Origin of the sequence: Pseudomonas syringae (genome assembly GCF_002157375.1) — a bacterium.
In the GTDB taxonomy this organism is placed as follows: Bacteria; Pseudomonadota; Gammaproteobacteria; order Pseudomonadales; family Pseudomonadaceae; genus Aquipseudomonas; species Aquipseudomonas syringae_T.
Genome location: NZ_MTSA01000011.1, coordinates 171,675 through 185,301 on the forward strand (window position 1 = coordinate 171,675; position 13,627 = coordinate 185,301).

At 60.0% G+C, this 13,627-nt stretch carries 9 protein-coding genes; 5 read left to right on the forward strand and 4 right to left on the reverse strand.

The genetic code is table 11. The features are described from left to right. Positions 1 to 10: 10 nt before the first annotated feature. A complete protein-coding gene (gene mfd / locus BW686_RS15800) occupies positions 11 to 3,463 on the reverse strand; it encodes a transcription-repair coupling factor (RefSeq protein WP_084918456.1) in 3,453 nt (1,150 codons plus the stop codon). 189 nt (positions 3,464 to 3,652) lie between these two features. Between mfd and BW686_RS15805 the strand changes: the two genes are divergently transcribed. Together BW686_RS15805 and BW686_RS15810 are read left to right on the forward strand one after the other, a co-directional pair. Beyond that, a complete protein-coding gene (locus tag BW686_RS15805; protein ID WP_084918459.1) occupies positions 3,653 to 5,116 on the forward strand; it encodes a glyceraldehyde-3-phosphate dehydrogenase in 1,464 nt (487 codons plus the stop codon). A gap of 148 nt (positions 5,117 to 5,264) precedes the next feature. Next, positions 5,265 to 6,527 carry an MFS transporter gene (locus tag BW686_RS15810; RefSeq protein ID WP_084918462.1) on the forward strand — a complete coding sequence of 421 codons (1,263 nt, stop codon included), beginning with the start codon at positions 5,265 to 5,267 and terminating at the stop codon, positions 6,525 to 6,527. A gap of 63 nt (positions 6,528 to 6,590) precedes the next feature. Here the strand turns inward: BW686_RS15810 and BW686_RS15815 are convergent, their stop codons facing one another. Next, a complete protein-coding gene (locus BW686_RS15815; RefSeq protein WP_084918464.1) occupies positions 6,591 to 7,883 on the reverse strand; it encodes an MFS transporter in 1,293 nt (430 codons plus the stop codon). A gap of 384 nt (positions 7,884 to 8,267) precedes the next feature. Here BW686_RS15815 and BW686_RS15825 point away from each other — a divergent pair, with 384 nt between their 5' ends. Both BW686_RS15825 and sthA read left to right on the forward strand, forming a co-directional pair. Continuing rightward, positions 8,268 to 9,302, forward strand: a complete 1,035-nt coding sequence (locus BW686_RS15825) for an FAD:protein FMN transferase (protein ID WP_256898653.1) — start codon at positions 8,268 to 8,270, stop codon at positions 9,300 to 9,302. A 164-nt stretch (positions 9,303 to 9,466) separates the two neighbouring features. Beyond that, the gene (gene sthA / locus BW686_RS15830; protein WP_084918470.1) at positions 9,467 to 10,861 is read left to right on the forward strand and encodes a Si-specific NAD(P)(+) transhydrogenase; all 1,395 of its coding nucleotides are present in this window, start codon (positions 9,467 to 9,469) and stop codon (positions 10,859 to 10,861) included. Positions 10,862 to 10,903: 42 nt separating this feature from the next. On the opposite strand, the gene BW686_RS15835 is transcribed toward sthA, so the two are convergent. Further along, the gene (locus BW686_RS15835; RefSeq protein ID WP_084918473.1) at positions 10,904 to 11,626 is read right to left on the reverse strand and encodes a glycerophosphodiester phosphodiesterase; all 723 of its coding nucleotides are present in this window, start codon (positions 11,624 to 11,626) and stop codon (positions 10,904 to 10,906) included. A gap of 56 nt (positions 11,627 to 11,682) precedes the next feature. Then, positions 11,683 to 12,270 carry a PilZ domain-containing protein gene (locus tag BW686_RS15840; RefSeq protein ID WP_084918476.1) on the reverse strand — a complete coding sequence of 196 codons (588 nt, stop codon included), beginning with the start codon at positions 12,268 to 12,270 and terminating at the stop codon, positions 11,683 to 11,685. A gap of 102 nt (positions 12,271 to 12,372) precedes the next feature. Between BW686_RS15840 and BW686_RS15845 the strand changes: the two genes are divergently transcribed. Continuing rightward, positions 12,373 to 13,623 (forward strand): lipoprotein-releasing ABC transporter permease subunit, encoded by a 1,251-nt coding sequence (locus tag BW686_RS15845; RefSeq protein ID WP_084918479.1) that lies wholly within the window; start codon positions 12,373 to 12,375, stop codon positions 13,621 to 13,623. Positions 13,624 to 13,627: the final 4 nt, after the last annotated feature.

Genomic DNA, 13,627 nt, shown 5'->3' on the forward strand with positions numbered 1-13,627 from the left:
CGTGAATCCTTCAAGCAGTTTTCGGGGTCAGGCGCTCAAACAGCGCTTCGATCGTGTTGAAGCGCTCTTCCGGACGCTCCATAGGCACCATGAATTTGAACAGGGTAGCGCCTTCGAATTTGTAACGGTTGGGCTGGCTCTGGATCAGTTTGATCAGCGTCAGCGGATCGACCGGGGTATCGGCCGCGAACTCGATACGTCCACCCTGCGGCCCGGCATCGACTTTCTTGATGCCCAACTGTTCGGCCTGCAGCTTCAGCAACGTGATGCGCACCAGATGCTTGGTCGGCTCCGGCAGCAGACCGAAGCGGTCGATCATTTCGACTTGCAGGTCTTTCAGGGCGTCTTCATCCGCCGCGTTGGCAATGCGCTTATAAAGAATCAGGCGGGTATGCACGTCCGGCAGATAAGCTTCCGGAATCAGGGCCGGCACACGCAGGTTGATTTCCGGTCCGCCGCCCAGTGGCTGATCGAGGTTGGGCTGCTCACCCTTGCGGATCGCCTTGACCGCACGCTCGAGCATTTCCATGTACAGCGTGAAGCCCACGGCCTGAATCTGGCCGCTCTGGCCGTCACCGAGCAATTCGCCTGCGCCACGGATTTCCAGGTCGTTGGTGGCGAGCACGAAGCCCGCGCCCAGGTCCTGAGTGTTGGCAATCGCTTCCAGGCGCTTTTCAGCGTCGGGCGTGATCTGCTTGCGTGGCGGGGTCAGCAGGTAGGCGTAGGCCTGGTGATGACTGCGTCCGACGCGCCCGCGCAACTGGTGTAGCTGTGCCAGACCGAACTTGTCGGCACGCTCGATGATGATGGTGTTGGCGCTCGGCACGTCGATGCCGGTCTCGATGATGGTCGAGGCGATCAGCACGTTGAAGCGCTTGTGGTAGAAGTCGCTCATCACCTGTTCGAGATCGCGTTCGCGCATCTGGCCGTGGCCGATGCCGATACGCGCTTCCGGCACCAGTTCGGCCAGGTCTGCTGCGCATTTCTCGATGGTCTTGACGTCGTTGTGCAGGTAATACACCTGCCCGCCGCGCAGCAACTCGCGCAACAGGGCTTCCTTGATCGTCGGCTTGTTCTGTTCCATGACGAAGGTGCGCACCGACAGCCTGCGCGCCGGTGGCGTGGCGATGATCGACAGGTCGCGCATGCCCGACACGGCCATGTTCAGGGTGCGCGGAATCGGCGTGGCAGTCAGGGTCAGAATGTCGACCTCGCTGCGCAACGCCTTGAGCTGTTCTTTCTGGCGTACGCCGAAACGGTGTTCCTCGTCGATGATCACCAGGCCGAGGTTTTTGATCTTCACGTCATCTTGCAACAGCTTGTGCGTGCCGATGACGATGTCGATCTTGCCCTCGGCCAGGTCGGCAACGGCGGCGCTGACTTCTTTGGCGGACTTGAAGCGGCTCATGACTTCCACGGTCACCGGCCAATCGGCGAAGCGGTCGCGGAAGCTGTTGTAATGCTGCTGGGCGAGCAAGGTGGTCGGCACCAGAATCGCGACCTGACGCCCGCCGTGTACGGCAATAAAGGCTGCGCGCATGGCCACTTCGGTCTTGCCGAAGCCCACGTCGCCGCAGACCAGGCGGTCCATCGGCTTGGGGGCCAGCATGTCGGCGCGCACGGCTTCGATGGTGGTCTGCTGATCCGGGGTTTCTTCGAACGGGAAGCCAGCGCTGAAGGTCGCGTAATCGGCTTTCGGGTCAGCGAACGCGTAGCCTTCGCGGGCGGCCCGGCGAGCGTAGATGTCGAGCAATTCGGCCGCCACGTCGCGGACCTGTTCGGCCGCCTTGCGCTTGGCCTTCTGCCAGGTTTCCGAACCCAGACGATGCAGCGGTGCCATTTCGTCGTCGCTGCCGGTGTAGCGGGCGATCAGGTGCAGGTTGGCGACCGGAACGTACAGCTTGGCGTCCTCGGCGTAGGCCAGCATCAGGAATTCTGCGACCTGATTTTCGACTTCCAGCGTCGCCAGCCCCAGGTAACGCCCGACACCGTGGTCGATATGCACCACCGGTGCGCCTTCGCGCAGCTCGGTCAGGTTCTTGATGACCGCATCATTGTTGCCGCCATCGGTGCGTTTTTCGCGGCGTCGACGTTGCATGACCCGCTGACCGAACAGCGGGCTTTCGGCAATCAGCGCCAGGGCCGGTTGTTCAAGCAGCAGGCCGTCGTCCAGTGGCGCGATGGTGATAGCCAGTCGATCTTTGCCGTCGACGAAGTCGAGCCAGCTGTCCACCGTCTTCGGGCGCAGCTTCAGGCGTTCGAGCAGCTCCAGCAATACTTCGCGGCGCCCGGCAGACTCAGCGGTGAACAGCACGCGACCGGGAAATTCATCGAGAAACGTCGACAAGGCTGCCAGCGGCTGGCTGGCCTTGGCTTCGATGGACAGGTCTGGCAGAACCTGCGCCGGAAAGCGTTCGCGTCCGGCCCCGGCATCGACGTCCTGCTGGCTGGCCACGACGCGCGGCCAGTTTTTCAGGCGCGCAAAACAGTCTTCCACCGGCAAAAACAGCTCGGCCGGGGGCAGCAATGGCCGGGCCGGATCCACGCGGCGTTCCTCATAGCGATTGCGCACGTCGTTCCAGAAGTTCTCTGCCGCCTGTTCGATGCCCGGCAGGGAGAACACCTGAGTGTCCTGCGGCAGGTAATCGAACAGCGTCGAGGTCTCTTCGAAAAACAGCGGAATGTAGTACTCGATACCGGCTGGCGTGATGCCGCTGCTCAAGTCCTGAAAGATCGGGCTGCGCCGGAAATCGACGTCGAAACGCTCGCGGAAGCGGGCCTTGAACCGGGTGACTTCTTCTTTCTGTAACGGGAATTCGCGAGCCGGCAACAGGCGCACCGATTCGACCTTGTCGATGGAGCGCTGGGTGTCGGGATCGAAGGTGCGCAGTGTTTCGATTTCATCATCGAACAGATCGATGCGGAACGGCAGCTTGCTGCCCATTGGAAACAGATCGATCAGCGCACCGCGAACGGTGAACTCGCCGTGCTCATACACCGTGTCGACATAGCGATAGCCGCTGGCTTCCAGACGGGTGCGCATGGCATCTACATCCAGCTTCTGACCGACGTCCAGCACCAGGCTGCTGCCGAGCAGAAATTTGGTCGGCGCGAGTCTGTGTAGGGCTGTGGTGATCGGTACTACCAAAACGCCATGTTCCAGTTCCGGCAGGCGATAGAGGCTGGCGATACGCTGGGAAATGATGTCCTGATGCGGCGAAAACAGGTCGTAGGGCAGGGTTTCCCAGTCCGGGAAGTGCAGAACCGGCAGCGTAGGGGCGAAAAACTTCAGCTCTTGCTCGAGCCGCTCGGCGCTTTGGCTGTCGGCGGTCAAAAGCAGGGTGAAGCGCTTGGCTGCGCTGGCGGCCTCGGCAATGGCCAGGCTCAGTGCTGCACCGGGCAGATTGCCCCAGTGTTGTTTGCCTGCAGCGGCAGAAAGATGCGGTAGACGCAGAACTGGCACGGAAGGTCGGGCTCCAGGCGTTGCAACAGGGGCGGCGATTGTAACGGGGGAAGGCGGTGGCTGTCAGGTTTCCAGCGTTACGGCCTGTATTTACGGGCAAAAATTATGTAGTGCCGGATGATCTGACAGCCGCGCATTGCTCATAAACACTGGCGCGGTCATAATGTAGCCCCTTTTTTCAGCCCCTACATGTGGAAGGTTCCCGTGACTCAGAAGCCCGACCAGTGTCTTGGTGAATGGATCGATCGTGAAGCGCTCGCCGAAGCGATGATCCCGCTCATCGGTCAGCTCTACCGCAATAATAATGTGGTGAGCTCGATCTATGGCCGTAGCCTGATCAACCGTTCCGTCATCGCGATTCTCAAAGCTCACCGCTTTGCGCGTCATCGTCAGTCCGATGCGGTTGAGTTGTCCGTACATGAGACGTTCCCGCTCGTCAAAGCGATGAGCGAGCTCAAACTGGGTGCCGCTTCGGTGGACCTCGGCAAGCTGGCCGTGAAGTTCAAGACCGAAGGCAATGGCCGCACGCCCGAGCAGTTCGTGCGTGAGGAACTGGCCAGTGTAGTGGGTCAGCAGGGCACCAGCCCGCGTAAAGGCACCGACGTCGTGCTGTACGGTTTTGGTCGTATCGGTCGCCTGCTGGCGCGGATTCTGATCGAGAAGACCGGTGGTGGCGACGGTCTGCGCCTGCGTGCCATTGTGGTCCGCAAAGGTGCGGAAAACGACCTGGTCAAGCGTGCCAGCCTGCTGCGTCGCGACTCGGTACACGGCCCGTTCGATGGCACCATCACCATTGATGAAGCCAACAGCACCCTCACTGCCAACGGTAACCTGATTCAGGTGATCTACGCCAAGAACCCGTCCGAGGTGGATTACACCCAGTACGGCATCAAGGACGCCCTGCTGGTGGACAACACCGGTGTATGGCGCGATGCCGACGGTCTGGGCCAGCATCTGGCTTGCCCGGGTATCGACCGTGTCGTGTTGACGGCGCCGGGCAAAGGCAAGCTGAAAAACATCGTACACGGCATCAACCACGGTGAAATCACCGCAGATGACAAGATCGTGTCCGCAGCGTCCTGCACCACCAACGCCATCGTGCCGGTGCTCAAGGCGGTGAACGACAAGTTCGGCATCACCAACGGTCACGTCGAGACGGTTCACTCGTACACCAACGACCAGAACCTGATCGACAACTTCCACAAAGGCGATCGCCGTGGCCGCAGCGCCGCGCTGAACATGGTCATCACCGAGACCGGTGCGGCCACGGCTGCTGCCAAGGCACTGCCTGAGCTGGCCGGCAAGCTGACCGGCAACGCGATCCGCGTTCCAACGCCAAACGTGTCCATGGCCATTCTCAACCTCAACCTTGAGAAGCCGACTTCCCGCGAAGAAATGAACGAGTACCTGCGCTACATGGCGCTGCACTCGGACCTGCACAAGCAGATCGACTTCGTGAACTCGCAGGAAGTGGTGTCCACCGACTTCGTCGGCTCGCGTCACGCCGGTGTTGTGGATGCCGAAGCCACCATCGTCAACGACAACCGCGTTGTGCTGTACGTCTGGTACGACAACGAATTCGGTTACAGCCATCAGGTGGTTCGCGTGATGGAAGACATGGCAGACGTCAATCCGCCTGCGTTTCCACAGTAAGCGTTGCACCTCCTGAGTTGTCCGGTCTGACCGGACAGCGCTGAAAACGGGCCGAATCCTGTGTAAGCAGGGTTTGGCCCGTTTTGTTTTGCAGCGTGTCATGAGAATCTGTCAGGCATAGCCCTTTCGGATTCTGGAGCGATCAAGGATGAGCAGTTCGGCCGTGGACGGTTCGCAGCAGCAACTCAAAAGCAGTTTCTTTCTTCTCTTCCTGACAATCTTCATTCCGTTCGGTCTGGGGCATTTCGTTTCCTACCTGTTTCGTACCGTCAATGCGGTGATCTACGTTGATCTGCAAACCGACCTGAGCTTGCCCGCGAGCAGTCTCGGGCTGCTCACCGGCGTTTATTTCCTGACCTTCGCCGCTGCACAGATCCCGCTCGGCGTCATGCTGGACCGTTACGGTCCTCGCAGCGTGCAGGCGCCGATGCTGCTGTTCGCGGTCGCCGGTTCGGTCATCTTCAGTCTTTCCAGCAGCGAGGCAGGTTTACTGCTGGGGCGCGGGCTGATTGGTCTGGGCGTGGCGGGTTCACTGATGAGCGCAATCAAGGCGTGCGCCATCTGGTTGCCGCTCGAACGCTTGCCGCTGAGTACGGCCTGCCTGTTGTCGATTGGCGGCCTGGGGGCGATGGCGTCCACCACGCCCTTGCACATGCTGCTGAGCGCGTTCACCTGGCGAGAAGCGTTCCTGATTCTGGCGCTGCTGACATTCTGTGTGGCAGGTGTCATTCATTTCAGTGTGCCCAAGGCCTACGAAAGTAAAAACACCCGTTATGCCGATATGTTTGCCGCAGTGGGTAAGCTGTATGCGTCCTGGACCTTTTGGCGACTGGCGCTTTATTCCGTGTGTGCGCACGCCATCTACATGGCGGTGCTGTCGCTGTGGATGGGGCCGTGGCTGCGTGACGTGGCGGGGCTGAGCGATTCCGGCATGGCCAGTGTGCTGTTATTCGGGGCTGTTGCGATGGTGGCCGGATCGCTGGCGTTCGGCACGATCACGGACTGTCTGCGTCGCTACGGCGTGCAGCCGATCATGATCTGCGGCACCGGCATGGTGATCTTCATCGGGTTCCAGGTGCTGATGGCTAGCGGTCTGCCGGTATCGCCCTATCTGGTTGCGATGGGCTTCAGCTTTTTCGGCACCTCGACCACCATGAACTACGCCATCGTGGCGCAATCAGTGTCACCGGCGCTGGCGGGGCGGGTGAGTTCATCCTTCAATCTGGTGGTGTTCGTGCTGGCTTTTTTTCTGCAATGGCTGATGGGTGCGGTGCTGAACCTCTGGCCGGCGGTGGAGGGCGCGGGGCATCCGCTTGAAGCCTATCAATGGTCGCTGGGGCTGATGATTGCCCTGCAACTGCCGGGTGTGCTGCTCTGGCTCAGCTTCCGGCCCTGGAAGCGCAAGGCCTGAAAACGCAAAACCCCGGCCCGAGATGATCGGGCCGGGGTTTCTTTATGCGGGTGTGGCGATCAATCAGCTGGCGGAAGCCGCGACAGGCGCTTCAAGTTTTTGCCCGCCCTTGCGGAACAGCACCAGCGTGGCAACCAGGCCCAACACTGCGGCGCCGGTCAGCCAGATGCCTGGCGCGGCCTTGTTGCCCAGCTCATGGATCAGGTAGGTGCAGGCCGCTGGAGTGAAGCCACCGAAGGTCGCTGTCGCCAGGCTGTAGGCCAGAGAGAAGCCAGTGGTGCGCACGTCGACCGGCATGATCTCGGTCAGCGCCACGACCATCGCCCCGTTATAGGAGCCATACAGGAACGACAGCCACAGTTCGACCATCAGCAGGTTACCGAAGCTCGGGTGCGCCACCAGCCATGACAGGGCAGGGTAGGCCGTAGCAATGGCCAGCACGGTTGCCGCAATCAGCAGCGGCTTGCGGCCGATGCGGTCCGAGAGTGAGCCCATGATCGGCAGCCAGATGAAGTTCGACACGCCGACGCAGACCGTGACCAGCAGGCTTTCCAGGTCGGTCAGGTTCAACTCGTTCTTGCCGAAGGTCGGGGTGTAGGCGGTGATCAGGTAGAACGTCACAGTGGTCATGACCACCAGCGCCATACCGCCGATCACCAGGCCGAAGTTCTGGCCGATGGAGCGCACGACTTCACGCAGAGTAGGACGGTGGGTGCGGGCTTCGAACTCGGGTGACTCTTCCAGCGAGCGGCGAATGATGAAGATCGCCGGCACGATCAGGCAGCCGATCAGGAACGGCACGCGCCAGCCCCATTCACCCATTTGCTCGGGGCTCAGCCAGTGATTCAGGCCGACGCCCAGCAAGCCGGCGAAAACCACTGCCGCTTGTTGGCTGGCGGACTGCCAGCTGACAAAGAAGCCTTTGCGACCTGGCGTCGAGATTTCGGCCAGATACACCGAAACACCGCCCAGTTCCACGCCAGCTGAAAAGCCTTGCAGCAGGCGGCCAAGCAGGACCAGCAGCGGCGCAATCACGCCCAGTGTGGCGTAACCCGGTACACAGGCAATCAACAGAGTGCCCATCGCCATCATCGCAAGCGTGATAATCAGCCCTTTGCGTCGACCGTGACGGTCAATGTAGGCGCCAAGAAAGATCGCACCCAGTGGGCGCATCAGGAAACCGGCCCCGAAGGTCGCCAGCGAGAGCATCAACGACGCGAAAGCGCTGTCGGAAGGGAAGAATGTCTTGGCAATGGCCGTGGCGTAAAAGCCATAGACCATAAAGTCGAACATTTCGAGGAAGTTACCGCTGACAACGCGAAAGATCGCTTTGCCCTTACTGGTGGTGGAGGCCATTTAGTTACTCGCTCAGGCTCGTCGGCTTGGAGTCCGTTGTCGTTGTTATCCGTTTACATCGCCGCTACGTGTGTGCGAATGGCGATGCACACTTGTAACAGTATGTGTAACAGGGCTCAAAAACAACCGTTTCGGCGATTTGCTATCAGTCGGTGATCGCTTGACAGAAGGGAGAAAATAGGCAGTGTCGTCAGGCGTGATGGTGAATTATTTGATGAAAAAAGAAGGGGCTGACAGGTCGTTTGGGAACCTTCTGGCCGTCAGAGACCACTTAGTAGCCTGCTCATTTTCTGTCGGGCGTTATTTCTGGCTCTTCCTGACAGGCTGCGATGGGCACTTCGCTGACTTGCCCGTGATCGAACGCAAGTTGCTTGAATGATTTTCATGCTGTGGGGCACGGATTTGCGCGGGTTTGGCAGAATTGCAGGGTGCCTGTTATTAGCCGTGTGCGGCGCCTGCGGTCAGGGGCGCACGCTGGAGAGCTTTGGCGGGCCGACGATGGGCAGTCATTATTCGGTGGTGTACGTGCGCGCCGCCGGGCAGCCTGATTCAGCAGCGCTGCGTCCGGACGTCGAGGCCATCCTGACGGAAGTCGATCACCAGATGTCGCTGTGGCGCAGCGACTCTGACATCGAGCGTTTCAACGCGTTGCCTGCTAACAGCTGTCAGACCATGCCTGAGTCGGTTCTGAAGTTGATCGGCGTCGGCGAACAGCTCTCGCGTGACAGCAACGGAGCTTTTGATCTGACCATCAAGCCGCTGGCGGACGTGTGGGGGCTGGGCGCTCATGGCCTTGTTGAGCAGATGCCGTCAGCACGGCAGCTGAGTTTGACCCGTGGCCGGGTCGGTTACCGCAACTTGCGTATCGTCGGGCAGCAACTGTGCAAAAGCGCTGCGGTGCAGGTCGATCTAAACAGTATCGCTGCCGGTTACGCAGTCGACCGAATCAGCCAGAGAATGGAAGCGCTGGGGCTGCATGATTACCTGGTGCAGGCCACGGGCGAAATGAAAGTCAGCGGGTTCAAACCGGACGGCTCGCCCTGGCGGGTGTCACTTGATGTTCCAGGCAATGAAGGGTACGCCTCGCAAAAAGTGTTTCCTCTGGACGGTTACGCCATTTCCACCTCGGGCGATTATCATCGTTACGCAGAGAATCACAGGCCGCGAATGTCTGACACGCTTGATGCACGGACCGGCAAACCTATCGACCACGCTCTGGCGTCGGTGACGGTCATCAATCCGTCGGCGTTGATGGCTGACGGCCTGTCCTCTCTGCTGTTGACGCTGGGCCCGGAGCGGGGCTGGAATTATGCGCAAGAACACAAAATCCCTGCTTTTTTTGTGATTCATGCCGATAAGCGCTTTATCATCCGCAGCAACGCGTCGTTTGATCGTCTGGCTGTGGAGCAGCCGCGGTAACGCAAAGGGTCAGAACCATCGGCCCGTTGCACCCTTCTCAGACAAAAATTGGCCTTCGACGCGACCAAGGGTTAATGTTCGCCGCCTCGGCGCCGCGCTAGACTGCGCCGCGTGATTTAGCCAGAGATGCCAAAGTGGCGCCTCGGTCTGTTTAAGGAGTACGCATGGCTGTCTACAACTACGACGTAGTGGTACTGGGTTCCGGCCCTGCCGGAGAAGGCGCGGCAATGAACGCCGCGAAGGCGGGGCGCAAGGTCGCCATGGTCGACAGCCGTCGGCAGGTGGGCGGCAATTGCACCCATTTGGGCACCATACCGTCCAAAGCCCTGCGTCACTCGGTCAAACAGATCATCCAGTTCAACACCAACCCGATGTTCCGGGCCATTGGCGAACCGCGCTGGTTTTCGTTTCCGGATGTGTTGAAAAATGCGGAAATGGTCATCTCCAAGCAAGTGGCGTCGCGCACCGCTTATTACGCCCGCAACCGTGTCGACGTGTTCTTCGGCACCGGCAGTTTTGCTGACGAGACCAGCATCAATGTGGTCTGCTCCAACGGTGTGGTTGAAAAACTGGTCGCCAATCAGATCATCATCGCCACCGGTTCGCGCCCTTATCGTCCGGCGGACATCGATTTCAGTCACAAGCGTATCTACGACAGCGACACCATCCTCAGCCTGGGCCACACACCGCGCAAGCTGATCATCTACGGTGCCGGCGTAATCGGCTGCGAGTACGCGTCGATCTTCAGCGGCCTGGGTGTTCTGGTCGAGCTGGTGGATAACCGTGACCAGTTGCTGAGCTTTCTGGATTCGGAAATCTCACAAGCGCTGAGCTATCACTTCAGCAACAACAACGTGATGGTGCGTCACAACGAAGAATACGAAAAGGTCGAAGGCCTGGATAACGGCGTCGTCCTGCACCTGAAATCCGGCAAGAAAATCAAGGCCGATGCCTTGCTGTGGTGCAACGGCCGTACCGGCAACACCGACAAGCTGGGGCTGGAGAACATTGGTCTGAAGGCCAACGGGCGCGGTCAGATTGAGGTTGACGAGACTTACCGCACCAGCGTTTCCAACGTTTACGGCGCGGGTGATGTGATCGGCTGGCCAAGTCTGGCAAGTGCCGCGTATGACCAGGGTCGTTCGGCGGCGGGCAGCCTGGTCGACAACGGCAGCTGGCGTTACGTCAACGATGTACCGACCGGTATCTACACCATTCCCGAGATCAGTTCGATCGGCAAGAACGAGCACGAACTGACCCAGGCCAAGGTGCCGTATGAAGTGGGCAAGGCGTTCTTCAAAGGCATGGCGCGTGCGCAGATTTCCGGTGAGCGGGTCGGGATGCTGAAGATCCTGTTCCACCGCGAGACGCTCGAAGTGTTGGGCGTGCATTGCTTCGGCGACCAGGCGTCCGAGATCGTCCACATCGGTCAGGCCATCATGAGCCAGCCGGGCGAGGCAAACACGATCAAGTATTTCGTCAACACCACGTTCAACTACCCGACCATGGCCGAAGCTTATCGGGTAGCGGCTTACGACGGCCTCAACCGGCTTTTTTAAGCGACTCCGGCCGGTGGCCTGAGCCGGCCGGGGAGACCGATTTCAGCGATTCCCGAGCGTGGCGCTGGTCAAACCGGGAAAGTCTGTAATCAGGCTGTCGACGCCAAAATCAGCGAGCCTGCGCATCAGTGCAGGTTCGTTGACGGTCCACACCGACACATGCAGGCCCTGACGCTGTGCTTTCTGCAGGCGCTCCGGGGTACAGAGTGTCCAGTTCAACGCCAGAATTTCACAGCCGTAGTTTTGCGCGACCTTCAACGGGTCGAGCCAGGCGTATTCCGCCACCAGCCCGCGCGAGATGTCGGGTGTCAGCTCAAGGGCGGCACGTAACACTTCGCGGGAGCTGGACGTGATGGTGACCTTGTCCAGCAACCCGTGACGCTGAACCATTTCGCGAATCGCCAGCACCGTGTTGGCGGCGCGGGTGCGCGAGGCACTTTTGACCTCCAGTTGCCAGTGCTCGAAATCGCACTGCTCGAACAGTTCTTCCAGGCGTGGAATCGGGCAGGGCGATACCCAGCCCGGGCCACCTTTGCGTGCGTCGTAGGTCACCAGGTCGGCAGCCAGATGCTCATTGACCTTGCCCCGGCGATCGGTGGTGCGTTTGAGCGTCGGGTCGTGAATGACCATCAACTCTCCATCCAGCGACAGATGCAGGTCCAGTTCACAACGGCGTACGCCGTGCTTGAGGCATTCCTGGAAACTCGCCAGGGTGTTTTCCGGTGCTTCGCCCTTGGCGCCGCGATGGCCGTAGATAAGGGTCACGTTTACTCCTGGCCTGTAAGGCACCTGATGCTGATGAGAGATAAGAGGGCGGCCGCTCAATTGCCGGACGGCTGACCCTGTTCCAGAGCCTGACGCCGATGCTGGGCCTGGCGCTGCAGCACATGGCGGGCGAGCAATTGGCGTTGCGCGTCAGGCAGGTTGACGAAATCGGTGCTGATGTCGAAGGTGCCGTCTGCCAGTGTTTCAGACTGGCTGACCCTGGCACGCAGCATCAAGCCTGCTGCCTGAGGCATCAGCACCATCTTGATCGACAGCTGCTTGCCAACGGCAAAATCCTGTTGCGAATTGAATTGAATCCCGCCTTCGGACAGTTTGACCGGCTGAGGCGCCCCCAGCTTGCCCAGCGCGGTGTGTGCAACCACTTCGCCAAGCAGGTCGATACGCTTGCTCAGCGACTTGAGAAAACTGTTCAGCACCCGGTCGCGCTCGTCGAGTTGCCGCATCAGGTGCTGCGACTCGAACTCGCTGACGTGCAGTTCGCTGAGCAGGTCGAACAGGGTCGAGGTGTCCTGCATGGCGTCCTGGCTTGCCTGATCGGCGGAAGACAAGGGGTTAATTTCCAGTGCGACGCTGTCGTCGATACGGTAGTATTCGCGGCGTCCTGCTTCATCTAATGTCGACATGGCGAACCCAAGCTAACGGCGGTGGTCAGAGATTTTCGAGTGTAAAGCTGCACGGCAAGGCCCGCCACATGGACGTCCTCATTCCTGCGAACAAATTCCTACATGTTCAGACCTCTTTTTGTATTCATCGGCACGCGCTACACACGTGCGAAGCGACGTAACCATTTCGTTTCCTTCATTTCCCTGACGTCCATGATCGGCCTCGCCCTCGGCGTTGTGGTGATGATAGTCGTGTTATCGGTCATGAATGGCTTCGATCACGAAATGCGTACCCGCGTGCTGGGCATGGTCCCTCACGCGACCATCGAATCCGCCGACCCGATTACCGACTGGCGCGGCCTGGCCGCCAAAGTCCAGGAAAACCCTCAGGTACTCGCGGTCGCGCCCTTTACCCAGATGCAGGGTTTGCTGACCCATGACGGCAAGGTGCAGAAGGTGCTGCTCAACGGCATCGACCCGGCTGAAGAGCGCAAGGTGTCGATCATTGATCACTTCATCAAGCAGGGGCAGCTCGACAGCCTGTCGCCCGGCAGCTTCGGCATCATGATCGGCGACAAGGCCGCGACCAAGCTGGGTGTTGTGGTCGGCGACAAGCTGACCTTCGTTGCGCCTGAAGTCACGGTCACGCCAGCCGGCATGTTCCCGCGCATGAAACGTTTTGAGGTGACCGGTATCTTTCACGTCGGCGCGGGCGAGATCGACGGCTTTCTGGGCCTGACCAACCTCGATGACCTGGCCCGTCTGCATCGCTGGAAGCCCAATCAGGTGCAGGGCCTGCGCCTGAAGTTCGATGACCTGTTCGCGGCGCCACGCACTTCGTGGGAAATCGCCCAGAAGCTGGGCGAAAACAACTTCTATTCTCGTGACTGGACCCGCACCCACGGCAACCTCTATCAGGCCATCCGCATGGAAAAAGCCATGATCGGGTTGCTGCTGTTACTGATTGTCGCCGTGGCGGCGTTCAACATCATTTCCACGCTGGTGATGGTGGTCAACGACAAGAAGGGCGACATCGCCATTCTGCGTACGCTGGGTGCTACGCCGCGTCAGATCATGGCGATCTTCATGGTGCAGGGCACGGTGATCGGCGTGGTCGGCACGCTGATCGGCGCGGCGCTGGGCATTCTGGCGGCGCTCAATGTCAGCGCGGCCATTTCGATGCTCGAAGGGCTGATCGGACACAAGTTTCTCAACGCCGACGTGTATTTCATTGATTACCTGCCTTCGCAACTGATGGCCCAGGACGTGTTCCAGGTCTGCGGTGCGGCGTTGGTCCTGAGTTTCCTCGCCACCCTGTATCCCGCCTGGCGTGCTGCGCGCACCCAGCCGGCGGAGGCGTTACGTTATGAGTGAGTCG